Source organism: Neorhizobium sp. S3-V5DH (genome assembly GCF_004343065.1).
Classification (GTDB): Bacteria; Pseudomonadota; Alphaproteobacteria; order Rhizobiales; family Rhizobiaceae; genus Neorhizobium; species Neorhizobium huautlense.
In genome coordinates this window covers 663940-687719 of the sequence record NZ_SMCL01000001.1, presented here as the reverse complement: position 1 = coordinate 687719, position 23780 = coordinate 663940, and the positions used below count along the sequence as shown (strand labels likewise).

The window sequence follows — 23780 nt, the reverse complement described above, 5'->3', positions numbered from 1 at the left end:
CGACCGGATGCCTGGCGAGAAACGGAATCGTCGTGGTTCGGTCAATCACCGCTCTCCGCTCAGCAGTCCGGCCTCGCCCCGCTCACCGAATAACGATCGTCCTGCAGTGCCACTAATCTTGTCGTGCTTACCTCATCAAAGAAGTCTACTGCGGAGCAGTTCGTAACTTCACTCGCTGACCGGCGATGGGGGAACGGGGTAGCTAAAAATTCACTATCAAAATCAAGTGTTGTGTTGCTTGAAAAGCTTTCTTAAGTAACGCCCCTGATAACAATAGCGTGTGCGGGCGGTAACGAGACCGTATTATCCGAAAGGGAATCAGGTGACTGGGAGCTTCACTTCAAGCAGGGTTCAGGCAGCCTCCGGGAACACGCTAGTTGACGGGGTGCTTAGTGGCCATGCATGGGCGGGTCCGGTGACCTATTCATTCCCCTCTGCCTCCACAAGTTACAGCTATTCAGGAGAGCCGCTTTCGTTCAGCACGGTTTCCGACAACCAGCAGGCGGCGGCACTTTTCGCGCTCGAAGCCTCCTACGGCGGCAAGGCCAACGACGGATTTTCGGTGGAAGGATTTACGAACCTTGCGATCTCTGCCGGTTCGGCGACAACTGCCACCCTCCGTTTCGCTGAATCGAGCGCCCCGTCGACAGCGTGGGCATATTTGCCGGGTGGGTATTCGCAGGCAGGCGATATTTGGTTTGGCCGAGGGTATAATTATCGCAGTCCCGTGGCCGGCAACTATGAGTGGCACACGATGCTACACGAGATTGGCCACGCGCTTGGGCTCAAGCATGGCCACGAGAGCGAAGGAGGATTCAATCCTCTGCCGGCTAGCTATGATAACTTAGAATATTCCATCATGACGTATCGAAGCTACGTTGGCGGACCAATAGACGGTTATCGCTACGGCATGAGTGACGCTCCTCAATCCTACATGATCGCCGACATTGCTGGTCTGCAGCAGATGTATGGAGCAGACTACTCCACAAATAATGGCCACACGACATACAAATGGCAGCCAGGTTCAGGTGTCACGCTAGTGGACGGCCAAGCGGGCATTCTTGCTTCGGGGAGAGAGATTTTCGCAACCATCTGGGATGGCGGTGGAGTCGATACATTCGATCTCACCGCTTATTCGACAAGTCTGAAGGTGGATCTTCGTCCCGGCATGGCGTCCCTCTTCAGCTCGGCTCAGGCTGCATATCTTGGTGGCGGCCCTAACGGCGGCTACGCGCGGGGCAATATCTATAATGCCCTTCTGTACAAGGGTAATACTGCCTCTTTGATTGAGAATGTGAAAGGCGGCGGAGCCGCCGATTCAATCATTGGCAATCAGGTGAATAACACCCTTTCGGGATATTCGGGAAACGACACGCTTAGCGGTGAAGCCGGAAACGACACACTCATTGGAGGACTAGGTGGGGATCGCCTGTACGGCGGAATTGGCATTGATACGGCGTCCTATGCCGCAGCAAGCGCTGCGGTTATCGCCAGTCTCTATTCGCCTTCGATCAACCGGGGCGAGGCCGCGGGTGACATTTATTCTTCGATCGAGAATCTGATTGGTTCGTCCTACGGGGATACCTTGCATGGCGATAAGGGAAGCAACCGCCTAAACGGCGGGGCTGGCAACGACACTCTGAACGGCGACGACGGAAACGACCTACTATTCGGCGATACAGGTGCCGACAGACTTTACGGCGGAAACGGGTCGGATACTGCGATTTACGAAACCGCTACCGGTGCCGTATCTGCCAGTTTGGCGTCTTCCACAAATAACACGGGTGACGCCAAAGGAGATATCTACTCTTCAATCGAGAATTTGACAGGCAGCAAATATAGCGACCGCCTGGAGGGCAATTCGGCCGCGAACGTACTTTCGGGAGGCGAAGGCAATGACACCTTGATAGGCGGGGCGGGAACTGACAGGCTTTTGGGTGGAAGCGGATCGGATACTGCCTCTTATGTCACGGCGAGAGTAGGCGTAAGGGCGAGTTTGGTGTCGCCGAGCACCAACATCTCCGATGCCGCTGGAGATGTTTATTCGTCAATCGAAAACTTGATGGGTAGCAAATACAATGACCAACTTTATGGGGACGCTGGCGCTAACATTTTGTCTGGCGGGGCCGGCCACGATATCCTCGCTGGCGGAGCTGGTGCCGACCGCTTGGGGGGCAATGACGGAAATGACAAGCTATATGGTCAAGCCGGAAACGATGTGATGAATGGTGGCTTGGGCAGTGATACCTTCTACTTCGTTTTTGGTTTCGGGAAGGATTTTATCGAGGACTTCTCCACCATTGCAGGCGACGTCATGCACTTCGCGGCTGATATTTTCTCCGATCTTTCTTCCCTGCTGGACGCGGCGGTTCAACAGGGACAAGACACGATTATTGTCCACGACGCGAATAACGTGCTGACTTTGAAGAACGTTTCGCTAAGTAACCTGCAGAACGACGACTTCGTCTTCGTATAATAATTAGCTAGCGGGTCTTTTGGCTTGGTGCCGCTATGGTAGTCGAAGCCTCTACCTTCTCAAGCAGACCTCCAAACAGCATCGATGATCGCCTCATCGGCGCCGTCTAGGGATAGTTGCAAGGTTTAAATTCCACGCGTGGTCACGGCGTTTCAGCCGGGTTCTAGCCGGCCGCAACAAACCGCTCTATTTACGGCGGGCATGCCGCCGGCGATCCTCCAAGCCCGCCATTTATATCCGCAAGCAATTTGGCAATCTCCCGCTTTTCACAGAAATTGAGATCTTATCACCGCGGTCCAGATCAGCCAAATGCTGCTTCCCACGATATTGCCTCGAGCCGGCAGGGTTTTGATATCACACGATTACGAAGTCCCGGTATGTTAGCGAGAGGTTTGGGTCGAGTTCGGCAAACAGGATCCGCCCACCGGAAGCGCTGCCATTGCTGTCGTAAAACAGATCGCCGCTGTCGCGTTCGTAGATCAGAAAGTCGTTGGCATCACGCGCAAGGCCGGTCGTGTTGCTGACGAACATGCTGGACGAGATGGCGCCATTCGACGTGAAGCGGGTGAAGATGGCGTTGTCCAGTTCAATTGCATCGTAGGTGACGTTGAAGTCGTCGATCAGATCGACATTGCCGGAAGAACTGAGCCCGGTATTGAAGAGAAACCTGTCGTACCCGCTGCCGCCGATGAGCCTGTCATTGCCGCTGCCACCGGAAAGCCGGTCATTGCCGGAACCACCGCTCAGGAGGTCATTGCCGGAACCACCAAGCACAGTGTCATTGCCGGTTTCGCCGTAAAGCGAATCGTTGCCGGAATCGCCGTAGATGTAATCGTTGCCGCCGCTGCCCCAGAGCTTGTTGCTACCGATCGAGCCGTAGAGCTTGTCGGCCGCACCACTTCCGACTGCGTTCTCGATGCTGACGAGGGTCTCCTCGTAATTGGTGCCCTTGGTATAGGCATAGCCATCGCGAAGGTCGACCACCACGCCGGAACCAGCCAGATCCGGATCATCGTCCTGCAGTTCATAGCTAATCACATCGGTGCCGGAGCCACCGTTGAAATAGTTATTGAACCCGACAGAGTAGAAGCTATCGTTGCCGATCTCACCGTAATAGTCGCTGTGGAAGGTCGAAACTTCAAACACGTCGTTCCCGTCGTAACCACGCACGACGTCGTAGTAGTCGGGATTGGTGGAAAATCCGATGGTGGAATAAAAATCGTTGCCGGTTCCCAGATCGATCTCGTTGCCGCCCTCGTAGACGTTATAGACCCGATCGTCGCCTGCCCCGGCGGCCACCCAATTCCATCCGCCGTTGGAGCCACCGACATTCAGGTAGATGCGATCGTTGCCACCATAGGCATAAATATCGAGCTCGTACCCGTAGTCGTCCTGATAGATGGTGTTGGCGTAGTCATTGCCCCGCACGATTGCCATATCTCACTCCTGGTATTTGGTCCTGCGCCTTGGGTAGCATCGACAAGATGAACAGCAGCAGAACGGCAAATTCATCCGCATAGTGCGGCTATCAATATAGTCCCCTGCCGCGCCGCGCCCGTTGCCACACCATGCCAGTCTTCTGACCGAAATCGGCCTCGTCTTTCCACCAAATCTCCGTCGACGTTCCGTCCGCTAGGTCGCCCAGAGGCGGCTCTTAATGAAGGAGATGTTTTTTGAGCACTCGTGATCTCACCACTTCAGGCGCCACTGGATCAACGCCGGATCTGGCCCTGCCTTCGATGATCTCAGCCAACGTCACCTTCTGGGCAGCAGACCAGCGAGGTTCCAGTTCGGCAAACCACAGGCGCGTTGAGGCCGTCGAACCTGCTGCGTTGAACTCTTGGATCTAGTCGCCCATCCGGCGGCGTCTTCACCTTTTCCGTTGTCGGCTTCGTCCTTATGAGTCTGTTCTGCGGCCACCTGCCTAGACGGGACTGGTGGTGCGCCATAACAAGCGCTGCCTCTGGCTCCCCTTCTGACGAATTGATCGTTACCTATATGCCAGTATGGACCCAGGAGACCGTGGCTGGGGCGCCAGGATTCGAACCTGGGAATGCCGGTACCAAAAACCGGTGCCTTACCGCTTGGCGACGCCCCAACACTTGCGGGCGGAAAATCGGATCAAACCGCCCCGGCAGGTGGCTTGCTCTAGCAAAGCTTGTTCAGCCTCTCAACGGCTAACTTCACGATTTTCCATTTTTCCGATGCGCATTTTTGAATGCACCGCGGCAGAAGCGGTGATAGATGCTCGTAGTAAGAGACGAGGATCACACACGCTGAGGCCGGCATGGCAGAGGATCTCACCTTCGATATGGAATTTTCCCCTGCCTACGGGACGCCGGTGCCTGTTGCCGACGGTGTCGAGCGGTTGACCGTCAACAACCCCTCCCCATTCACATTCCATGGAACCAATACCTATATCGTCGGAAGCTCATCCGTGGCCGTCATCGATCCCGGCCCCGAGAACGAGGCACATTTTGACGCCCTGATGGCGGCACTCAAAGGGCGCGAAGTCACCCATATCTTCGTCAGCCACACGCATCGCGACCATTCTCCGCTTGCCCGACGGCTTAAGGAGGCAACCGGAGCAGTAACCGTCGCCGAAGGGCCGCACCGGGCCGCTCGTCCGCTACACGTCGGCGAAACCAATCCCTTCGCGGAAAGCTCGGATATCGACTTCGTCCCCGACATTGCGGTCGCAGACGGAGAAACGATCGAGGGGGACGGCTGGGCGCTTTCCGCCCTTCATACGCCAGGCCACACGGCCAATCATGCGGCCTTCGCGCTTGAAGGGACGGGCGTGGTTTTTTCCGCCGATCACGTCATGGCCTGGGCGACGACGATCGTGGCGCCGCCGGACGGCTCGATGGCCGATTTCATGACCTCGGTCGACAAGCTGCTTGAGCGGGACGACAAGATCTTTTTCCCCGGCCACGGCGGTCCGGTAAAAGAGCCGACGTCGTTCCTTCGCGGCCTTCGCACCCACCGCCGCATGCGCGAGCGTGCCGTCCTGGAGCGCATTCGCGCGGGCGACCGGCTGATCCCGGATATGGTGAAGGTAATCTATGCCAGCACCGATCCGCGCCTGCACGGCGCGGCCGCCCTTTCCGTGCTGGCGCATCTGGAAGACCTCGTCGAAAAAGGCCGCGTCGTCACCGAAGGCCCGCCTTCCTTGGTGGGCACCTATTGGCTCGCCTGAGGAGAGTACGATGATCGGCCAGTCCTACAGCTATCGCTGCGACCCCGCCGTGCCCGGCTTCGATGATACCGGGCCGGTCATCATCTTCGACGGCGAATGCGTGTTCTGCTCCGGCTGGGTGAAATTCCTTCTCAAGCACGACCGGCGTGGCCGCTATCGGTTCCTCACCGCACAGTCGCCGCTCGGTAACGCGCTTTACCGGCACTACGGCCTGGAAACCCGCAAGTACGAGACCAATCTGCTGCTCGACGGAGGCCGGCCTTATTTCAAGTCGGATGCCACGCTGCGGGTGCTGGGTTCCCTCGGCATGCGATGGTCGCTCATGCGGTTCCTGTCCGTCCTGCCTCGGTCATTCCGCGACTGGGGTTATGACATCATCGCCCGGAACCGTTACCGGATCGCCGGCAGACGCTCGTCCTGCTTCGTGCCAACGGCCGCAGATAAACATCGTTTCCTCGCGTAAAGCGCCGACCCGGTCGTCAGTTGCCGGCGATACCCAAGAGTTCGGTGTCGAGTCGATCGAGGAAGTCTTCGGCAATCGCTTCACCCATGCCAAGGTCATGCGGTCCATAACGGGAGGCGACGCGGATATCGACCGAAGTGGTCTCGGCATCTTCGCGCAGACGGATAACGAGATCGAAGCGCAGTCCGAGAACCAGCGTGCGGGCCTCTCCCTGAAGCAGGACGTCGCCGGCATTGCCGAAAACGGTGGTGAGCGACGGCTCGGGACGCGGCAGCGGGATCGGCGCCAGATCCGGCACCGGGGCCTGCTCGTCCTCGGGCGCAGGCCGCTCGGCGATATCCGGCGCGATCAGTTCCACTCCTTCCCTGCGCGTCACCGAAATGCGAGCGGAAAGCATAGCCTTCTGCACGCCTTCATAGACGCGATCGAGAGCACCTTCATACCGGCGGCCGGTCAGACCCGGATAGGCGGCAAACTGCGCACGCCTGTCGGCCGGCGTGACAGAAGCCGGTCGCGGCAGCCATTGCTGTTTCGCGTTCGGCTCGGCGATCCATGTCGGCGGGTCGACAATGTCCGTCGAAATATCGAAAAGCGGCGGCAGCGTGTAATAATAGAGCGTACCGGTCGCAACGACCCCGAGCGGCACCGCTGCGTAGAAGAGGCCCTTGGCGGCTGCGACGCCGCCTTCCGCACCCACCTGCCAGAGCCGCGTCAGCCCGATCAACGACAACGGCACGGAGACTGCCGCAATCGCCGCGGCAAGGAAGGTCAAAGACAAAAAATCCGGTGTCGTCAGCGGGCCGAATCGATGGGCAAGTGTCGCGATGGCGAAAAGCACGAGCGCGGAAAGTCCCAGCCTTCTTGCAGCATAGGCCGAATGGGAAACGGGCCGGACAAAACGGACGGTCATGCTGACACGAGGCTCACGACAATATGAGGACACCGGCACTTATATCTAAAGCAGCCATTCTTAAATGGAAATCGCTTTGTTCGTCCCTTTGCACAAGGAGATCCGCCCATGCGCAATACCGGTATCTTCAGCATCATCCTCTTGTCCTTGCTTGTGACCGCTTGCCAATCCTCCCCAGGCTTTTCGCGGGCAGACCGTTCGGTATTTCAATCCACCGACAATTGACGGGGGCGAGCCTGAAGCAGGTTCAGACATGGTGCGGGCAGTCGTTCTTGTGTAAAAAAGGCGAAGTCGGGTGTCGCACCCTACATCTTTCCTTGGGAGTTTCCGTCATGCGCCTTCGTCGTCCTCTCCTGCTTGCAGCGCTCGCCTTGCCGCTTGCGGCTTGCCAGACCATGACGCCGGAGGAGCGCCGCGCAGCCGACGAGACCACCTGCGCAGGCTATGGCTTCCGGCGCGGCTCCGAAGCGATGGCGCGCTGCGTGCTGGACCTGGAGCTCGACCGCCGGGCGGAGTCGCGTGCCTTCCAGGCCCGCAGCAGTTCGATGATGTGGCGCCCTATGGTCGTCGAGCGGCGCGTGATCGTCGAAAGACGGTAGGCGTAAGGGCAACTTGACGCTGACCGGAACACATTACAGCGTCACGCTCATGTGATAGGGCTGAGCTTCGGGAAAAATTTTCCGCAGGCTGTAACCGATCGCACCAGGCTTCCGAATACCAACGAGACAGCATGACCATCGCCCATTCGGAAGAAGCCCTGAAGACGCTGATGCTTCTATCCCTGGATGGGGACGAGGCAGCCTACCGGCGTTTGCTGAACGCTCTGCGCGTCCTGCTCGTCGGTTACTACAGCCGCAGGATGGGCGCGGCGACGAGAGCGGATATGGAAGACCTTGTCCAGGAGACATTGCTGGCGCTGCATTCCCGGCGAGCAACATACGATCGCAATCGCCCGTTCACGTCCTGGTTCTTCTCGATCGCGCGCTACAAGCTGATCGACCACCACCGTGGTCGCGGTGGGCGGATGATGGCGGAGGTGGAACTCGGCGAGGATTTTGAAAGCGGTTTCAGCGAAGATGCGGTGACCGCCCGCATGGATGTCGAGCGGCTTCTCGACAGCCTGCCGGCAAGACAACAGGAAATCATCCGTCAGGTGAAACTGGAGGGGCAATCGGTCGCCGACACAGCAAGCCGCACCGGCCAATCCGAATCGGCAGTCAAGGTAGGCATCCACAGGGGCCTGAAGGCATTGGCGGAGAAATTGCGAGGCGAAACGTGAAACGGACAGACGATATCATCGACAGCCTGGTGAAGGACCTTAAGCCGGTGGCGCCCCGCGCGCTGGAGCGGCGCTTGGCGCTTGACCTCGTCGCTACTCTTGCCGTTTCGCTGCTCCTCATGCTGACGATCCTGGGCTTGCGCGTCGATATGAGCGAGGCGCTGATGCTGCCCGTCTTCTGGATCAAGTCCGCCTATAACGCACTGCTTGCAGTCGTCGCGCTCCTCGCGGTCTACCACCTCGCCCGCCCGGACGGTTCGGAGGGACGCTTCTTTGTCCTGATTGCCGTGATCTTCCTGGCCATGGCAGTCGCCGCCGCAATCCAGCTGATGATGTCTCCGAGTGAGACCTATCGGGTCCTCATCTTGGGGTCCTCGGCGTTGCACTGCCCCTTCCTGATCTTCGCCTTCGCACTTCCGGTCCTTGCCGGAAATATCTTGTGGTTGCGTCGAGCGGCACCGACCGATCTGCGCCTGACGGGGCTTATAGCGGGCATTGCCGCCGGCGCGGCGGGTGCCTGGGTTTATTCCTGGTTCTGCACCGAAAACGGCATGCCTTTCGTGCTGATTTGGTATTCCCTCGGAATTCTGATGACCGGCCTTATCGGCGCTCTCATCGGCCCCCGCCTGCTCCGCTGGTAGGGGGAGGTAAGACCACGCCTCGATCAGCGGCGGTATTGAAGTTCGATTTTTACGCTCTCCGGCCCGTAGACAAAAATCTGGCCTATATCGGTACCCGGTATGGCATCGTGTTCGAAGCGGTAACCGGTCGCCTCGATATCCCTGACGGCGATATCACGGTCATAAAACGCAAAGGCCACGTGATCATAGATGCCAACAGGAGGATCATCTTTCCGATCAACGGGAAGCAGATGAATGCAGGAATGGCCATCGAGATAAAGCCAATGCCCTGGGAAAGGGAACGGCGGACGAAAGCCTTCCTTCACTCCCAACACCTTTTCGAGGAACGCCATCATCGGCCCCGGATCGCGGGTGCGGATCGTTACATGGTCCAAGCGCGGCATCTGGTCCTCCCCGTCGCCCCCGTTCACTCACAGACAAATTCTGCCACAGCCGTCGCCTGAAAACGACTCCTCATTCGATTCCGGCCAAAGACCTCCGGCAGATGAACAGGCTGAGGTCGGTCAGAAATTTCTCATCTCGTAATGCGGGATGCCGACTTCGAAGAACTCCTCGCCAAAGGTTTTGAAGCCGAAGCGTTCGTACATTGCTGTCTTGTCGCTTTGCGCCGACAGGCAAAAACGGTTGTCGCGCGCAGTCCGGTGGACATCCATGGCATGGCGGATCATGGCGCTTGCAATTCCCTTGCCGCGCCAGGCATGGCTGACGACAACCCGTCCGATCCTGACGAAGTCGTCGGCGTAGATCAATCGGAGCGTGCCGCAAACTTCGCCGGAGAGGATCGCCACGAAATGAAAGGCCGTCAGATCGTCGGCATCGAACTCCATATCCGCCGGCACGTTCTGCTCGACGATGAAGACCTCGCGACGCAGCCGAAAACCCTCGTTGCAGAGCGTGCTGAAAACCGGCACGGCAAGCACGGTAACCGGGTTCATGGTTTTTTCCCCTCTATCGCCGCCTGGGCCGCCGCAAGCCTGGCAATCGGCACGCGGAAAGGCGAACAGGAGACATAGTCAAGCCCGGCGTCTTCGCAGAAGCGGATCGATGCCGGGTCGCCGCCATGCTCGCCGCAAATCCCGAGCTTCAGGTCGTGTCGTGTCCTGCGGCCGCGTTCGGCGGCCAGTCTGATCAGTTCTCCAACGCCGTCGAAATCCAGAGAAATGAACGGATCGTGCTCAATGATGCCCTTGCGCTGGTAGGTCGGGATGAAGGTCGCCGCGTCATCGCGCGAAATCCCGAACGTCGTCTGGGTAAGGTCGTTGGTGCCGAAGGAGAAGAACTGTGCTGTCTCGGCAATCACATGGGCACGGATCGCAGCCCGCGGCAACTCGATCATCGTGCCGGCGAGGTAAGCGATCGGCGTGCCGCTTTCCTTGGCAACATCATCGGCAACCCGGTCGATGACACCTTTCACGTAATCGAGTTCGGTGCGAAGGCTGACGAGCGGCACCATGATTTCAAGCTCCACGGGCTCGCCGGTTTCTAATGCGGCGGCCACGGCAGCCTCGAAAATAGCGCGGGCCTGCATCTCGGCAATCTCGGGATAGGAGATCGCCAGACGGCAGCCACGATGGCCGAGCATCGGGTTGAACTCATGGATAGCGTCGATGCGTCGGGCCAGAAATGCCGGCGGCATGCCCATGGCCTTGGCGACATCGGCAATCTCGGCCTCCGTCTTAGGCAGAAATTCGTGCAGCGGCGGGTCAAGCAGGCGGATCGTCACCGGCAGGCCGTGCATGATGGTGAAAAGCTCGGTGAAATCCGAGCGCTGCATCGGCAGGAGTTTCGCAAGAGCTGCCCGGCGGCCGTTTTCGTCTTCCGCAAGGATCATCTCGCGCATCACATGGATGCGGTCACCCTCGAAGAACATGTGCTCGGTGCGGCAAAGGCCGATGCCTTCGGCGCCGAACGAGCGGGCAGCCCGTGCATCCTGAGGCGTATCGGCATTGGTGCGTACGGTCATGCGGCGGTTCTTGTCGGCCCAGGCCATCAGCTTGCCGAAATCGCCGGAAAGCGCCGGCTGAATCATCGGCACCGTTCCCTGCAACACCTGGCCGGACGAGCCATCGATGGTGATCGTGTCACCCCGCTTCAGCGTGATGCCGCCGACGCCGATCAAAAGTTCGTTGCGAAGGTCGACACGCATCGAACCAGCGCCGACCACGCAAGGGATACCCATGCCACGGGCGACCACCGCTGCGTGGCTGGTCATGCCGCCGCGTGTGGTGAGAATTCCTTCGGCCGCATGCATGCCGTGAATGTCTTCCGGGCTCGTTTCGATCCGAACCAGGATGACCTTGCGGCCCTCCGATTCCGCTGCCACCGCCTCTTCGGCGGTGAAGACGATCTCGCCGGTGGCCGCGCCCGGCGACGCCGGAAGGCCCGAACCGATTATATGACGTTCAACCCGCGGATCGATGGTGGGATGCAGCAGTTGATCCAGAGAAGGAGGCTCGATCCGGCAGATCGCCTCCTCCTCGGAGATCAGTCCCTCCTCCACCATATCGACAGCGATCTTCATCGCCGCGCGGGTGGTGCGCTTGCCCGAACGGGTCTGCAGCATCCAGAGCGTTCCCCGCTCGATGGTGAATTCGAGGTCCTGCATGTCGCGGTAATGGGCTTCCAGCCGTTCGCAGATCGCCTTGAATTCTAAAAAAGCCTCCGGCATCAGCTTTTCCATCGAGGGCTTTTCGGAGCCCGACGCGATGCGCCCCTCTTCGGTGATCGACTGCGGCGTGCGGATGCCGGCGACGACATCCTCGCCCTGGGCATTCACCAAAAACTCGCCGTAAAGCGCCCTTTCGCCTGTCGAGGGGTTGCGGGTGAACGCAACCCCCGTTGCCGACGACGAGCCGAGGTTGCCGAACACCATGGTCTGGACGTTGACGGCCGTACCCCATTCTTCGGGAATGCGGTGGAGGGTCCGGTAGGTCAGCGCACGCGGGTTCATCCAGCTCGAAAACACCGCCGCAATCGCCTTCCACAGTTGGATATGCGGATCCTGCGGAAAGCTCTCTCCCAACTCCTCTTCGATGATCTTCTTGTAGAGGCCGACGACATGCTGCCATTCGACCGCGGAAAGATCGGTATCGTAATCATGGCCGAAACGGGCCTTTTCGTCCTCCAGGATCTCCTCGAACACTTCGTGATCAAGGCCCATGACGACGTCGGCATACATCTGGATGAACCGCCGGTAGCTGTCCCAGGCAAAGCGGGCATCGCCGGCGTCGTGACCAAGCGCCTGCACCGTCTCGTCATTAAGGCCGAGATTGAGGACGGTATCCATCATGCCAGGCATGGAGGCGCGCGCACCGGAGCGGACGGAGAGCAGAAGCGGCTTGGTCGAGCCCCCGAAGCTGCGCCCCGTCAGGCCCTCCATGGCAGCGATGCCCTCGAGAACCTGGCTTTTCAGGTCATCGGGAAGGGTCTGGCCATGTTCAAAATAATGGGCGCAAGCATTTGCGATGATGGTCATACCCGGCGGCACAGGCAAGCCAAGGCTCGCCATCTCGGCGAGATTTGCGCCCTTTCCACCTAACCGCTCAAGGTCGACGGCGCGGCCCTCGGCCTCGCCACCGCCGAAGCGATAGACCCACTTCATCATGCTGCCCTCCACCCGATGCAGTCTGTTTTTCGCCATAACTACAGGTTTTACGACGGTTTGGAAACGCAGTAGGCAAGGATTATGTTGCAACGCAGCAAATAAAAGCTGCAGCGCGGATGGATAGCAGGTTTCTTGGAAAACAAGCTTTGCGGGGCCGGATCACAGGCGGCCCCGCAAAGCCTTCCGTCCGAGACAGGAAACCCGGACGGGGGGTCTAAGGCTCCGACGTGAGCGCCGGAGCACCAGGAAGTTCAATGGACTTCCTCCGAATTCAACAAGACAACAATAGCCGAAAATTTCAATCACCCATATGGGTGATTCTACTTAATTGGTGAGCATTTTTCCTAGGCACATTAAATTTGCTCAGCTTGCCTCACGCAACAGTTCCGCCGTCTGCAAGTCGACGGACACAAGCTGGGAGACACCTTGCTCCGCCATCGTAACACCGAAAAGCCTGTTCATCCGCGCCATGGTTATGGGGTTGTGCGTGATAATGATGAAGCGGGTTTCGGTGGACGCCGCCATTTCGTCCATGAGATTGCAGTAACGCTCCACGTTATGGTCGTCGAGCGGCGCATCCACTTCGTCCAGAACGCAGATCGGCGCGGGATTGGTGAGGAAAACCGCAAAGATCAGTGCCATGGCGGTCAGGGCCTGTTCGCCGCCTGAAAGCAGCGTCATGGTCTGTGGTTTCTTGCCCGGCGGGCGCGCAAGGATTTCAAGCCCGGCTTCAAGCGGATCGTCCGATTCGATAAGCTGCAGTTCCGCCGTGCCGCCGCCGAAAAGGTGCGTGAAGAGCCGCTGGAATTCCGCGTTGACCACATCAAAAGCCGCCAGCAGACGCTCACGACCTTCACGGTTCAGGCTCTGGATCGCCCCGCGCAGCTTGCGAATCGCGTCGATCACATCGGCGCGCTCGCGCATCAATGTATCGAGCTTGTCGGAAAGCTCCTTCTGCTCTTCGTCGGCACGAAGATTGACGGCTCCCAGCCGCTCGCGCTCCATCCGCAACCGGTCGACCTCCCGCTCGATCTCCCTGATATCGGGCATCGGCGCATCGGGTTTCAGTCCGGCAAGGCGCAGGACGTCATGGGGCGCAACGTTCAAGGTCTCGCGGATGCGGCTTTCGCTTTCGTGGCGCTTTTCGGCAGCGGAGACTAAACGTTCCTCGGCGCGGCCGCGTCTTTCGCGAACTTCGGCCAGTTCGGACAGCGCGGTGACAGCAATTCGATCCGCCTCACGCTGACGCGTTTCAGCCTCGGCAAGCCGGTCAGCGGCAGCGCGCCGCATGTCGTCGGCCTTCTGCAGCTGCGAAAGCAGCGCGCGCCGCTTGTCGTCAAGCTCCTCGGGAGCGGCTTCGAGATCGGCGATTTCCTCGCGGGCCTCGTCCTCGCGCTCACGCAGGCTTGCGATGTGACCGGCAGCACTCGCCGCTCGGGTGGTCCACGCGGCGCGTTCCTGAGCGATCGCCGACAGGCGGCGCTTGCGGCCTTCCGCCTCGCGGCTCAGCCCCTCGTAGCGGGCACGTGCCTCGGCGAGCAAGCTGCGATCGGTCGCAACCACCAACTGCTGCTCGCGCAGCCGGTTATCGATATCGGAAATATCCGGAGCATCTTCCAGTTCAACGCGCGCATTCTCCTCCTGAACGCCCAGATCCTCAATCTGCCCGCTGATCTGATTGACGGCCTCGGCGATCACGTCACGGCGGCGCATCAGGTCGCCAGCAGCGCGTTCGGCCGAAGCAAGTGCATCGCGCGCTTCGGAAAGCTGCCGCGCAGCAAGGCGGCCGCCTTCGCGGGCATCGGCAAGCTGGCGCTCCCGAGCCCCGATTTCGGACGCGGCGGCGGCAAGTGCCACCTCGGTTTCCGACAGGACGATCCGTGCCTCGTCGATTTCCGCCTCAAGCTCGGAGAGCCGGTTCTTCTGAGAAAGGCGCAGGGCGGCGGCGCCAGGCGCTTCCGAACCGGTGACGTGACCGTCCCAGCGATAAACGGCGCCTTCCTTCGTCACCAGACGCTGGCCGGGATGCAGGAGCCGGATTAGGTTCGGGGCATCAGCTTCGGAAATGAGGCCGATCTGCGCCAGGCGGCGAGCAAGTTCCGGCGGAGCCGTAACATGGGCGATCAGTGGCTTTGCGCCCGGCGGTAGGTCCGGATCGCTTGAGCCATCGCCGTTCAACGACCAATAGGTCGGTGCGTTGGCATCGACTGGGCTTTCCAGATCATCGCCCAATGCGGCTCCAAGTGCTGCCTCGTAACCGCGGTCGACGCGGATCATTTCGGCAACAGCAACGAAATCGCCAGAAGCGGCGCCGGCCGCAAGCATCCTGGAGATCGTACGCGCTTCGGTTTCCAAGCCGTTCAGTGCGGAGCGGGCCGCTTCCACCGGGCCGCGGGCTGCCAATTCATCCGCACGCGCCGACGCGAGTGCGGCTTCGACTTCCTCGGCAACCGCGGCTGCATCCTCGACCGCGAATTCGGCTGCCTCCACCGCTTCGCGCTTTTCGGCCGGGTCATCAAGTCCTGAGAGGCGATCGTTGATTGAGTCGAGCTCGCGCCTGGAGTCGCCAAGCTGCCGGTCGAGACGCTGGCGGCGCTCGGCAAGATCGCGGATTGCCCGCTCCAGCTGGTTGCGTCCAGCAGCCGCTTCCGCTCGCTCGGCGGTGATGGCGGAAAACAGCTTCTCGCTTTCGCCAAGTTCGGCCGCCGCAGCCTCAAACGCCGCATGCAGCTCTTCGGCCTGCACACCGGACTCGGCCAGAATCTCGCTGAGCTCGGCCTCTTCCTGGTCGAGCTTTTCCAAAAAAACCGCATTGTCAGCGGCCAGTTGCTCTTCGCGGCGGATATCCTCGCCGAGCTGTGCAAGGCGGCGTGTCAGTTCATCGCGGCGCTTCAGGAGACGGTTTACCTCCTCCTCCAACTGACCGCGGGCGATCTGCAGGCGCTGGAGCGCGGCCCCCGCCTTTGCCTCTTCCTCGCGCAGTTCCGGCAGCTTCAGGCTGGCGACCGCCTGTTCTTTTGCCGCCTCCATCTGCGCCTGCGCCTTCTCGGCCACGACGACCGTGATCTGGTTCAGCGCGCTTTCCGCTTCGGCTTCGGCCTCCTTGGCCTGCGTCCAGCGGATATGCAGAAGCTGCGCTTCGCGCGAGCGGATATCGGCTGAAAGCGTTTTGAAGCGGTTAGCCTGCCGGGCCTGCCGTTTCAGGCTCTCTATCTGGCTTTCGAGCTGGCTCAGCACGTCGTCGAGGCGTTCGAGATTGGTTTCGGCGGCGCGCAGGCGAAGCTCGGCCTCATGGCGGCGGGAATGGAGGCCGGAGATACCAGCTGCCTCTTCCAAGAGCTGACGGCGAGCCTGCGGTTTCGCCTGGATGAGCTCCCCGATCCGGCCCTGACCGACCATGGACGGCGAGCGCGCGCCGGTCGACGCATCGGCAAAGAGCAACTGCACGTCCTTGGCGCGCGCCTCCTTGCCGTTGATGCGATAGATCGATCCGGCTTCACGCTCGATCCGGCGGCTTACCTGGATTTCATCGGCATCATTGAAAGCGGCGGGCGCGGTGCGGTCGGAATTGTCGAGATAAAGGCCGACTTCGGCAGTGTTGCGGGCCGGGCGGTTGCCGGAGCCGGAAAAGATCACGTCGTCCATGCCGGACGCGCGCATGTTCTTGTAGGAATTCTCGCCCATCACCCAGCGCAACGCTTCGACAAGGTTGGACTTGCCGCAGCCGTTCGGGCCGACCACACCGGTCAACCCGCGTTCGATGACGAATTCCATCGGCTCGACGAAAGACTTGAATCCGACGAGGCGCAGCTTGGTGAACTTCATGCCGCGCCCCTCATCTTCCCTTTAAGGAAGATAAGCTCACAACAGGCTGTCGATGAGCGCTGACATGGATTCAACCGATAGGTCCCCAGAATACTTCTTGCCGTTGATCAGGAAAGTCGGGGTGGAATTCACACCGAAGTCGTCAGCTCCCCGCTTTACGACCGCGTTTACTTCATCGAGAAGCTTCTGGTTCGTCAAGCAAGCTTCGAAACTCTGCTGTGAGTAACCTGCCAGTTTAACACTTTGCAGCAGTGCATTGCGCACATTTCCATCTGCCGGAGCCGCCCAGGCGCGCTGCTGCTTGAAGAGCATCGAGACCATCGGGAAATATTGGGCCGGAGCGGAAAGCTCCTGCGGGTTCTGCGGATTGCAGCGGGCCAGCATGAAGGCCGCCGTCGCGACCGGATCGAACGGGAATTCCCGGATGATGAAACGCACCTTGCCGGTATCGATATACTTGGTCTTGATCGTGTCGAAGGTCTTGTTGTGGAAGTTGGCGCAGTGCGGGCAGGTCATCGACATATATTCGATGACCGTCACAGGCGCCTTCTCCTCACCCAGCGCCATTTCCGGCAGCGGACCCGGCTTGATGGCAGCTGCCATGTCCACGTCGCCCTGGGACTCGGGGAGTTCCTGCGCAAAAGCTTCGGAAACGCCGAGCGGCAAGGCCAGCGCCAAGGCGGCTACGGCAACACCGCCTAAAAGCGCGCGTCTGGTCATGGTGACATCGTTCATCTGCATGGAACACCTGTAAGCGAGAGGTCTCAATATTTTTGACATTCCGTAACGCGACGCCCGAACAGGAACAAGCTGTCGATAGGCAAATCTCTTCAAAGAATTGTGACAAATCAGAGATGTATCAAGGATGAACGCAAGCTTCTTAAGGTCACCGCTTGCTTTTCTTCTGGAGCACGGCGGTGCCAAGCCGCTCGACAGCCTTTTTCAGCGCCTCGCTTTCGATGCCCTCCATCATCGTTTCAAGCCGCTTGGCTGCCTCGCCCTTCAGCGGCGGAGGCTTGCGGGGATGCTTGAAGGTTTGCGAGACGGGCTTTTGGACGATACGTATCTGGCGGACGGCCGGAAAGCCGAAAAAGCCATTGATGCGCGCAATCAACTCGCCCTGGGCGTGGGTCAGAAAAAGGGCGCGGGCGCCTTCGCAAGCGATCGTCAGGACGCCGGCCTGATAGCCGCCGCCTGCGGCAAAACCTTCGTCGCGCCGCGGCCAGGCGATTTTTTCCGGTCGGGTGCAGTCTGCAAAATCCTCGCCGGCGATTTCGTCCCAGGAGCCGAGCAGTGCCGTCGAGATGCCGGCGCGGCGGGCAAGCACCGGATCGATGATGCCGTTTGCCACTTCGGAAATCTGAAACTCCCGTTTTCCTCTCTGGCTGCGCGTCTTTTCCGGGCTGTTCATGCAAAATCCGATCCAGTTGATCGAAAGTCATTATAGAGACCGCAATGCGATTAAGAAAGCGATCGTCGGTCAGGCCTTCGAAGGTTCTTATATCCCTATCTCCCCAGCTTTCCTCGGTATGGCGATTGGCGGACACAGGCGCAGCCACTATCTTCGTTGAAATGACGAGCTCTCCTGTCCTTTCTGCCGATATCCCGCTTTCGCTCCCCGAAAAGCTGCTTGCCTGGTACGACCGGCACCATCGGGAGCTGCCCTGGCGGGTGACACCGGCTGCGGCGAAGGCGGGCGGGCGGGCCGATCCCTATCGTGTCTGGTTGTCGGAGGTCATGCTGCAGCAGACCACCGTGCAGGCGGTCAAACCCTATTTCGCCAAGTTCTTGGCGCTTTGGCCGAAGGTCACGGATCTCGCCGCAGCGCCTGCCGAGGACGTGATGGCCGCCTGGGCAGGGCTTGGTTATTATGCCCGTGCCCGAAACCTGAAAAAGTGCGCCGAGGCGGTGGCCGCCGAGCACCAAGGCATCTTTCCCGATACGGAGGAAGGCCTGCGCGCACTTCCCGGCATCGGCGACTATACGTCCGCGGCGGTTGCGGCAATCGCCTTCAACCGGCGATCCGCAGTCATGGACGGCAATGTCGAGCGTGTGATTTCGAGGCTTTACGCCATCGATGCGCCGCTACCGGGCTCAAAGCCCTTGATGAAGGCGAAGGTTGCTGATTTGACGCCTGCCGACCGGCCGGGGGATTTCGCCCAGGCGATGATGGATCTCGGTGCAACGATTTGCACGCCGAAGCGACCGGCCTGTGCGCTCTGCCCCTTTCGCGAAGACTGTCTCGCCTTCGCAAAACATGATCCGGAACGCTTTCCCGTGAAGGCCGCGAAAAAAGAAAAACCGGTGCGGGTGGGCGCGGCTTTCGTGGCGGTGACGCCTAAGGGCGAGGTGCTGCTGCGGCGGCGGATCGAAAGCGGTTTGCTCGGCGGCATGACCGAGGTGCCGACCACCTCGTGGACCGCGCGTCTCGATGGCGGGACGAGCCCCGACCATGCCCCCTTCCCCGCCGACTGGCAGGCCTGCGGCACGGTCGTCCATGTCTTTACCCATTTCGAGCTCAGGCTTTCCGTCTTCCGGACGCAAACTGAGAAGACAACGGCAGATGACGGATGGTGGGAGCCGGTCACAAATCTTGAGGCCCAGGCACTGCCGACCGTCATGAAAAAAGTCATCGCAGAGGCTATCCCACGAGCCTTCGAAAAACTTCCGAACTGATTCTCATCCGGGGAGACATATGACGGCCAAGATCGAGCACATCGTTTTCGACATCGGCAAGGTGCTGATCCACTACGACCCGAACATCCCCTACAGCCGCATTATACCGGACGAGGAAGAACGCAAATGGTTCTTCCTCAATGTCTGCACCCATGAATGGAACCTCGAGCAGGACCGCGGCCGCAGGTGGGAGGAAGCCGAGGCGCTGCTGATTAAGAAATATCCCGAACGCGAAGAGCAGATCCGTGCCTTCCGCAAGCATTGGCACGAGATGGTGCCGCATGCCTACGACGGCTCCGTCAAAATCATGGAAGACCTGATCGACAGGGGCCGGGACGTTACGATGCTGACGAATTTTGCGGCCGACACGTTCACCCATGCCAGGGAACTGTTCCCCTTCCTGAACAAGCCGCGCGGAGTAACGGTTTCAGGCGAGATCGGCCTGATCAAGCCGGACGTAGCGATCTACGAAAAACATGCCCGTGACTTCGGCCTTAAACCGGAAGCGACGATCTTCATCGATGATTCCGTCGCGAATGTGGAAGGCGCCCGCGCCGCCGGCTGGCAGGCGGTGCATTTCAAGGATGCGGAGCAATTGGAAAAAGACTTGAGGAGCAGGAACATCGACATCTAAAACGGTCGACCTGGCAGAGCTCTTCACTTGCTTAAAGGCTCTTCATGATTCCTTCGCCCTGCCAGCCCGGGAGAAACCGCCATGCCGAGGAACACGGTCATCGCCCGATTGAGTCGCAACAAATCCTCATCATCGAGCCGTCCGACCTGCACACCCAGCTTCACTCGGGGGACTGTCGTAATCTTGTCCACCATCAGGCGACAGACCGAGCGCAGGCCGTTGCGCTCGTTCGGCTCGACGATGAGACGAAACAGCGGCGCGTCGGTAGGGTCGGTTGTGAAAGCGCAAATCGTAATCGAGTCGGTGGCGTCGAAGCTGTCGTCCTGCACGATCACAACGGGGCGCGGCTTTGCTGCATAATCCTTGCCTCCGGAAACAGTCCAAACTTCACCGCGTCTCATTCATCGCCCCAGTTCGACACCGCGTCGATGAATGCCTGATCCTCATGGGCGTGAGCGCTTGCGGCAACTGCCTCAGACTGTCGATGTGCCTGGTCCCGGAAAGAGGGAGCACGAACATCCGGCACCCAAATCTGAATAGGCCGCAAGCCTTGCGCGCGCAGCCGGTCGCGATGCTCACGCACCTTCACCCGCCCGGGCTTGGATTTTGATACTGTCGCCATGGTCAGGGCTCCTGAACGCTGGTTACATGTAACATATCAGAACTACCAGCCGAACGCCACTCCTCCCATCAGCGTGAGAACGCGGTCAGGTCGACGCAGAAGGCGCCCGCGCTGCCGGCTGGCAGGCGGTGCATTTCACGGATGCCGATCAGTTGAAAGAAGATCTCGCCGCTCGCGGCTTGGGGGTCTGACCAAAAAGATAATGACGCCCGGGGTCAGCCTCCCCGGGCGTCAATTATCCTCGTCCGGGACTAGAGGTACAAAACCGGACAAGGAATGGTGGATCTGACAGGGACTGGTGGATCAGTCCAATTTTGCCAGATCATTCCGGATGATGGCCCTCAGCGCATCGATCGGCCTCAAGGACCGGCCGTCGTCGAAGTGCCAGAAGGTCCAACCGTTACACGCGTCAAAGCCCTGCACCTTGGCGCCAAGGCGATGAATGGATCCGGCCTCGCCGTTTGCCGCGAGCGTCCCGTCGGCGCGGATGATTGCGCTGTAGCGGCGGCGTTCGTCGGTCAGAACCTGGCCGGGCCGGACGAGACCTGCTTCAAGCAGCGTGGTGAAGGCGACGCGGGGTTCGGCTTTCTTGCCGGTCATGACCGTCAGTTCGGCCTTGCCCAGCGGTTCGACAGCTTCGATACGGGCGGCGGCCGCATCGATATAGTCCTGTTCGCGCTCGATGCCGACAAAATTGCGGCCGAGGCGCTTTGCCACCGCACCAGTCGTGCCGGAACCAAAGAACGGGTCGAGGACCACGTCGCCGGGTTTCGTCGAGGCCATGATGACGCGGGCGAGCAGCGCTTCCGGCTTCTGGGTCGGGTGGACCTTCTTGCCATCCTCGCCTTTCAGGCGCTCGTTGCCCGAGCAGATCGGGAAAAGCCAATCGGAACGCATCTGCACATCGTCGTTGGATGCCTTCAGGGCATCGTAGTTGAACGTGTAGCTCTTGGCCTTCGCGTCGCGGCTCGCCCAGATCATCGTCTCATGGGCGTTCTGGAATCGGCGACCCTTGAAGTTCGGCATCGGGTTGCTCTTGCGCCAGACGATGTCGTTCAGCAGCCAGAAGTTCAGATCCTGCATCATCGCGCCGACGCGGAAGATATTGTGATAGGAGCCGATGACCCAGATCGTTCCATGCGGCTTCAGGACGCGGCGGCAGGCAAGCAGCCAGGCGCGAGTGAAGGCGTCATAGGCCTCGAACGAGGCAAACTGGTCCCATTCATCGTCGACGGCATCCACCAGTGACTGATCAGGGCGATGCAAGGTGCCGCCGAGCTGAAGATTATAGGGCGGATCAGCAAAGATCGCATCGACGGAGTGATCCGGCAGGGCTTCCAGAGCGGCGACGCAATCGCCCTTGATGATGGAGTTGAGCCAGGTGTCCGGACGGACCTGTTGCTTCAGGTCGGCCAGCGGAAGAACTGCTGCCATTTTTTTACTCGCTACGCTGTACTCGGTACGAATTTACTGACTGTTATGGTTACCTACTTTGGTTACCAAAGCCTGAAGCGCTGGACGATTTCGAGAAAAATTTACGCAGGCGGCCGAACGGTGAAGCCGGCTCATCGGCTTCACCTCAAACTGCCTAGATTTGCTAAGCGGCATGCGCCGCGCGGCTGTCGGTCGGCGCCTCGTCGCGCTCGAACATGCCGTAGTCGCGCAAGACGTGGCCGATGCGCAGCCGGTAGTCTGCGAAGATGCCGTTGCGCCCTGCCCTTTGCGCGGCGCGGTGGGATTCGAGATTGCGCCAGTGGCGCACAGCTTCCTCGTCCCGCCAGAAGGAGAGCGAGAGAAGCTTTCCTCGCATGGTGAGGCTTTCGAACCGCTCGATCGAAATGAAGCCGTCGATCGTTTCGAGTTCGGAACGCAGGTCGCCTGCTAGATCCAGATATTTGTGGCGCTCGCCCATATAGGGCACGACTTCGAAGATGACGGCGATCATGGCTTTATCAAAGCTCCGTGCGGTATGGAGATGTTCTTCAGGAAAATGCGGTCTTCCTTGAAGATGAAGCGCTCGCGACTGGCAAACTCGTAATTCTGCTTCCCGAGCGGATCGACCGCCAAGCGGGCACGATAGGCTTCGTAGGCTGCCAGGCTCTCGATATTGTAGACCCCGTAGGCAGTGGTCGACGAACCTTCATGCGGCCCGAAATAGCCGATCAGGTCGGCGCCGCAACGGGGAATGGCCTGGCCCCAGTTGCGGGCATATTCGGCGAATCCCGCTCGTTTGAACGGATCGATCTCATAACGGATGAAACAGGTGATCATGACTTTCTCCAATGCTTGCGAGCCTGTTTTGCCATGTTGCGGAACGAATATGCTTCGGTTAGGATCGAAGTATGAAAGAAGGACCGGACATTGCTCGCATCGGCACGCTTATCGGCGACCCCGCCCGCGCCAACATGCTGACCGCCTTGATGGGCGGACAGGCGCTGACGGCGACCGAACTGGCGCAGGCGGCCGGGGTGACGCTGCAAACCGCCAGCTCACATCTGTCCAAGCTTGAGGACGGTGGGCTGATCTCCCAACGCAAGCAGGGCCGGCACCGGTATTTCACACTGGCCGACGGTGCTGCCGGGACGCTTCTCGAAAATATCATGGGATTTGCGGCAAGCCGGGGGCATCTCAGGCATCAGCCCGGGCCGAAGGATCCGGCGCTACGCAAGGCGCGGATCTGCTACGACCATCTGGCCGGCGATTATGGCGTACGGATGCTCGACAGTTTCGTAAGCCGCGGCGTCATCCGCACCGACGGCGAAAACCTGATGGTGACCGAACAGGGCCGGGTCGATATCGGCAGGATCGGCATCGATGTCGCACCGCTTGTCTCTAGCCGCCGGCCGCTTTGCAAATCCTGTCTCGACTGGAGCGAGCGCCGGTCGCACCTTGCCGGCACGCTCGGCAAGGCTCTGCTTTCGCATTTCCTGGAAAAGGGCTGGGCCCGCCGCAGCAGCGAGAGCCGCGCCGTGCTGTTCACGCCGGAAGGGGAGCGCAAGTTCCTGTCGCTGTTTCCGCTGGAACGGCCGAGCCCAGAACCCTGACGTCGGCAAAGCCGGATGCCGCCACCACCGAGCAGATTTCCGACCACCGGCATCCGTGGCAGGCAGTGCGAAGACTTCCGTCCGCGAATGCTTCCCGGAAACGCCTGATGAGCGTGCGGCCCGGGTAGATGCGATCGCCCGGACGAACCGAACGACCCAGCAGGCGGGCGACGGCAGCCGTCGCCAGATCGTCGCGCCTGACAACGCTTTCCAAGCGGCAATGCGCTTTATCGCCGCTCAGCAGCGGCCGGCAGATATCATCCGGCCCCGAGACGATCTCAATCGCCTCACCCTCGGAAAGCCGCCGCGCAATGGCAATGTAGTTGGCCACAAACGCGGCATTGTAACCCTTTCCGATAAAGGTCAGCATACAGAGCAGGTGATGCGGCCGCAGGCGGACGACCAAT

23 protein-coding genes, 1 tRNA gene and 1 pseudogene are annotated in these 23780 nt (G+C 60.0%); 10 read left to right on the top strand and 15 right to left on the bottom strand.

Going from position 1 to position 23780, the window contains the following annotated elements; all coding sequences use genetic code 11:
- Positions 1-415 precede the first annotated feature (415 nt).
- Positions 416-2476, top strand: coding sequence for a protease (locus tag EDE09_RS28830; RefSeq protein ID WP_281033645.1), 2061 nt, complete (start codon positions 416-418; stop codon positions 2474-2476).
- Between the two features lie 354 nt (positions 2477-2830).
- Here the strand turns inward: EDE09_RS28830 and EDE09_RS03330 are convergent, their stop codons facing one another.
- Positions 2831-3913, bottom strand: coding sequence for a calcium-binding protein (locus EDE09_RS03330; protein WP_112801627.1), 1083 nt, complete (start codon positions 3911-3913; stop codon positions 2831-2833).
- Positions 3914-4499: 586 nt separating this feature from the next.
- A tRNA-Gln gene (locus EDE09_RS03325) sits at positions 4500-4574 on the bottom strand.
- A 189-nt stretch (positions 4575-4763) separates the two neighbouring features.
- Between EDE09_RS03325 and EDE09_RS03320 the strand changes: the two genes are divergently transcribed.
- Both EDE09_RS03320 and EDE09_RS03315 read left to right on the top strand, forming a co-directional pair.
- Entirely contained in the window at positions 4764-5675 is a 912-nt protein-coding gene (locus EDE09_RS03320) for an MBL fold metallo-hydrolase (RefSeq protein WP_132408870.1), read from the top strand.
- A 10-nt stretch (positions 5676-5685) separates the two neighbouring features.
- Complete coding sequence (locus EDE09_RS03315; protein ID WP_132408868.1) at positions 5686-6138, top strand: thiol-disulfide oxidoreductase DCC family protein; 453 nt, start codon at positions 5686-5688, stop codon at positions 6136-6138.
- A gap of 16 nt (positions 6139-6154) precedes the next feature.
- On the opposite strand, the gene EDE09_RS03310 is transcribed toward EDE09_RS03315, so the two are convergent.
- On the bottom strand, positions 6155-7048 hold the full coding sequence (locus EDE09_RS03310) for a DUF1499 domain-containing protein (protein ID WP_132408866.1): 894 nt from the start codon (positions 7046-7048) through the stop codon (positions 6155-6157).
- A 332-nt stretch (positions 7049-7380) separates the two neighbouring features.
- On the opposite strand from EDE09_RS03310, the gene EDE09_RS03305 reads away from it, so the two are divergent.
- From EDE09_RS03305 to EDE09_RS03295, 3 genes are all read left to right on the top strand, one after another.
- Positions 7381-7647: a hypothetical protein gene (locus EDE09_RS03305; RefSeq protein WP_132408864.1), complete on the top strand. Its 267-nt coding sequence runs from the start codon at positions 7381-7383 to the stop codon at positions 7645-7647.
- A 131-nt stretch (positions 7648-7778) separates the two neighbouring features.
- The gene (locus EDE09_RS03300; RefSeq protein ID WP_132408862.1) at positions 7779-8327 is read left to right on the top strand and encodes a sigma-70 family RNA polymerase sigma factor; all 549 of its coding nucleotides are present in this window, start codon (positions 7779-7781) and stop codon (positions 8325-8327) included.
- Positions 8324-8968, top strand: a complete 645-nt coding sequence (locus tag EDE09_RS03295; protein ID WP_132408860.1) for a DUF1109 domain-containing protein — start codon at positions 8324-8326, stop codon at positions 8966-8968. Before EDE09_RS03300 ends, EDE09_RS03295 begins: the two co-directional genes overlap by 4 nt.
- Positions 8969-8991: 23 nt before the next feature.
- On the opposite strand, the gene EDE09_RS03290 is transcribed toward EDE09_RS03295, so the two are convergent.
- The 6 genes from EDE09_RS03290 to EDE09_RS03265 form a co-directional block, all read right to left on the bottom strand.
- Positions 8992-9351, bottom strand: a complete 360-nt coding sequence (locus EDE09_RS03290) for a VOC family protein (protein WP_112801612.1) — start codon at positions 9349-9351, stop codon at positions 8992-8994.
- 120 nt (positions 9352-9471) lie between these two features.
- Positions 9472-9903 carry a GNAT family N-acetyltransferase gene (locus EDE09_RS03285; protein WP_132408858.1) on the bottom strand — a complete coding sequence of 144 codons (432 nt, stop codon included), beginning with the start codon at positions 9901-9903 and terminating at the stop codon, positions 9472-9474.
- Positions 9900-12572 (bottom strand): pyruvate, phosphate dikinase, encoded by a 2673-nt coding sequence (gene ppdK / locus EDE09_RS03280; RefSeq protein WP_132408856.1) that lies wholly within the window; start codon positions 12570-12572, stop codon positions 9900-9902. Before ppdK ends, EDE09_RS03285 begins: the two co-directional genes overlap by 4 nt.
- Positions 12573-12935: 363 nt before the next feature.
- Positions 12936-16397: a chromosome segregation SMC family protein gene (locus tag EDE09_RS03275; protein ID WP_132408854.1), complete on the bottom strand. Its 3462-nt coding sequence runs from the start codon at positions 16395-16397 to the stop codon at positions 12936-12938.
- 36 nt (positions 16398-16433) lie between these two features.
- Positions 16434-17138 (bottom strand): DsbA family protein, encoded by a 705-nt coding sequence (locus EDE09_RS03270; RefSeq protein ID WP_132408852.1) that lies wholly within the window; start codon positions 17136-17138, stop codon positions 16434-16436.
- 145 nt (positions 17139-17283) lie between these two features.
- Positions 17284-17808, bottom strand: a complete 525-nt coding sequence (locus EDE09_RS03265) for a DUF721 domain-containing protein (RefSeq protein WP_112801602.1) — start codon at positions 17806-17808, stop codon at positions 17284-17286.
- A 161-nt stretch (positions 17809-17969) separates the two neighbouring features.
- Between EDE09_RS03265 and mutY the strand changes: the two genes are divergently transcribed.
- Together mutY and EDE09_RS03255 are read left to right on the top strand one after the other, a co-directional pair.
- Positions 17970-19073 (top strand): A/G-specific adenine glycosylase, encoded by a 1104-nt coding sequence (gene mutY / locus EDE09_RS03260; RefSeq protein WP_132408932.1) that lies wholly within the window; start codon positions 17970-17972, stop codon positions 19071-19073.
- Between the two features lie 19 nt (positions 19074-19092).
- A complete protein-coding gene (locus tag EDE09_RS03255; protein WP_132408850.1) occupies positions 19093-19707 on the top strand; it encodes an HAD family phosphatase in 615 nt (204 codons plus the stop codon).
- Positions 19708-19730: 23 nt separating this feature from the next.
- Here EDE09_RS03255 and EDE09_RS03250 read toward each other — a convergent pair whose 3' ends face one another.
- Together EDE09_RS03250 and EDE09_RS03245 are read right to left on the bottom strand one after the other, a co-directional pair.
- Positions 19731-20108 carry a type II toxin-antitoxin system PemK/MazF family toxin gene (locus EDE09_RS03250; RefSeq protein ID WP_132408848.1) on the bottom strand — a complete coding sequence of 126 codons (378 nt, stop codon included), beginning with the start codon at positions 20106-20108 and terminating at the stop codon, positions 19731-19733.
- Positions 20105-20329: an antitoxin MazE family protein gene (locus EDE09_RS03245; protein ID WP_112801596.1), complete on the bottom strand. Its 225-nt coding sequence runs from the start codon at positions 20327-20329 to the stop codon at positions 20105-20107. The genes EDE09_RS03250 and EDE09_RS03245 overlap by 4 nt, the downstream gene beginning before the upstream one ends.
- 92 nt (positions 20330-20421) lie before the next feature.
- Here EDE09_RS03245 and EDE09_RS28545 point away from each other — a divergent pair.
- Positions 20422-20520, top strand: a pseudogene (locus EDE09_RS28545) (HAD family phosphatase); the annotation flags it as partial.
- 112 nt (positions 20521-20632) lie between these two features.
- Here EDE09_RS28545 and EDE09_RS03235 read toward each other — a convergent pair.
- From EDE09_RS03235 to EDE09_RS03225, 3 genes are all read right to left on the bottom strand, one after another.
- The gene (locus tag EDE09_RS03235) at positions 20633-21763 is read right to left on the bottom strand and encodes a site-specific DNA-methyltransferase (protein WP_132408846.1); all 1131 of its coding nucleotides are present in this window, start codon (positions 21761-21763) and stop codon (positions 20633-20635) included.
- 163 nt (positions 21764-21926) lie between these two features.
- Positions 21927-22274 carry an antibiotic biosynthesis monooxygenase gene (locus EDE09_RS03230; protein WP_132408844.1) on the bottom strand — a complete coding sequence of 116 codons (348 nt, stop codon included), beginning with the start codon at positions 22272-22274 and terminating at the stop codon, positions 21927-21929.
- A complete protein-coding gene (locus EDE09_RS03225; protein WP_132408842.1) occupies positions 22271-22600 on the bottom strand; it encodes an NIPSNAP family protein in 330 nt (109 codons plus the stop codon). The genes EDE09_RS03230 and EDE09_RS03225 overlap by 4 nt, the downstream gene beginning before the upstream one ends.
- 71 nt (positions 22601-22671) lie before the next feature.
- Here EDE09_RS03225 and EDE09_RS03220 point away from each other — a divergent pair, with 71 nt between their 5' ends.
- On the top strand, positions 22672-23373 hold the full coding sequence (locus tag EDE09_RS03220; RefSeq protein ID WP_132408840.1) for a winged helix-turn-helix domain-containing protein: 702 nt from the start codon (positions 22672-22674) through the stop codon (positions 23371-23373).
- Here EDE09_RS03220 and EDE09_RS03215 read toward each other — a convergent pair.
- Positions 23306-23779: a DUF1284 domain-containing protein gene (locus EDE09_RS03215; RefSeq protein ID WP_132408838.1), complete on the bottom strand. Its 474-nt coding sequence runs from the start codon at positions 23777-23779 to the stop codon at positions 23306-23308. The two genes, EDE09_RS03220 and EDE09_RS03215, sit on opposite strands and share 68 nt — an antisense overlap.
- Between the last annotated feature and the right edge of the window lies 1 nt (position 23780).

Excerpts from the sequence above, each read along its gene's own strand:
- EDE09_RS03220 (WP_132408840.1), top strand. The coding sequence starts at position 22,672 with ATGAAAGAAGGACCGGACATTGCTCGCATCGGCACGCTTATCGGCGAC.
- EDE09_RS03255 (WP_132408850.1), top strand. The coding sequence starts at position 19,093 with ATGACGGCCAAGATCGAGCACATCGTTTTCGACATCGGCAAGGTGCTG.
- EDE09_RS03330 (WP_112801627.1), bottom strand. The coding sequence starts at position 3,913 with ATGGCAATCGTGCGGGGCAATGACTACGCCAACACCATCTATCAGGAC.
- EDE09_RS03300 (WP_132408862.1), top strand. The coding sequence starts at position 7,779 with ATGACCATCGCCCATTCGGAAGAAGCCCTGAAGACGCTGATGCTTCTA.
- ppdK (WP_132408856.1), bottom strand. The coding sequence starts at position 12,572 with ATGATGAAGTGGGTCTATCGCTTCGGCGGTGGCGAGGCCGAGGGCCGC.
- EDE09_RS03270 (WP_132408852.1), bottom strand. The coding sequence starts at position 17,138 with ATGCAGATGAACGATGTCACCATGACCAGACGCGCGCTTTTAGGCGGT.
- EDE09_RS03225 (WP_132408842.1), bottom strand. The coding sequence starts at position 22,600 with ATGATCACCTGTTTCATCCGTTATGAGATCGATCCGTTCAAACGAGCG.
- EDE09_RS03290 (WP_112801612.1), bottom strand. The coding sequence starts at position 9,351 with ATGCCGCGCTTGGACCATGTAACGATCCGCACCCGCGATCCGGGGCCG.
- EDE09_RS03265 (WP_112801602.1), bottom strand. The coding sequence starts at position 17,808 with ATGAACAGCCCGGAAAAGACGCGCAGCCAGAGAGGAAAACGGGAGTTT.
- EDE09_RS03250 (WP_132408848.1), bottom strand. The coding sequence starts at position 20,108 with ATGAGACGCGGTGAAGTTTGGACTGTTTCCGGAGGCAAGGATTATGCA.
- EDE09_RS03230 (WP_132408844.1), bottom strand. The coding sequence starts at position 22,274 with ATGATCGCCGTCATCTTCGAAGTCGTGCCCTATATGGGCGAGCGCCAC.
- EDE09_RS03320 (WP_132408870.1), top strand. The coding sequence starts at position 4,764 with ATGGCAGAGGATCTCACCTTCGATATGGAATTTTCCCCTGCCTACGGG.
- EDE09_RS03310 (WP_132408866.1), bottom strand. The coding sequence starts at position 7,048 with ATGACCGTCCGTTTTGTCCGGCCCGTTTCCCATTCGGCCTATGCTGCA.
- EDE09_RS03275 (WP_132408854.1), bottom strand. The coding sequence starts at position 16,397 with ATGAAGTTCACCAAGCTGCGCCTCGTCGGATTCAAGTCTTTCGTCGAG.
- EDE09_RS03235 (WP_132408846.1), bottom strand. The coding sequence starts at position 21,763 with ATGGCAGCAGTTCTTCCGCTGGCCGACCTGAAGCAACAGGTCCGTCCG.
- mutY (WP_132408932.1), top strand. The coding sequence starts at position 17,970 with ATGACGAGCTCTCCTGTCCTTTCTGCCGATATCCCGCTTTCGCTCCCC.
- EDE09_RS03285 (WP_132408858.1), bottom strand. The coding sequence starts at position 9,903 with ATGAACCCGGTTACCGTGCTTGCCGTGCCGGTTTTCAGCACGCTCTGC.
- EDE09_RS03245 (WP_112801596.1), bottom strand. The coding sequence starts at position 20,329 with ATGGCGACAGTATCAAAATCCAAGCCCGGGCGGGTGAAGGTGCGTGAG.
- EDE09_RS03315 (WP_132408868.1), top strand. The coding sequence starts at position 5,686 with ATGATCGGCCAGTCCTACAGCTATCGCTGCGACCCCGCCGTGCCCGGC.
- EDE09_RS03305 (WP_132408864.1), top strand. The coding sequence starts at position 7,381 with ATGCGCCTTCGTCGTCCTCTCCTGCTTGCAGCGCTCGCCTTGCCGCTT.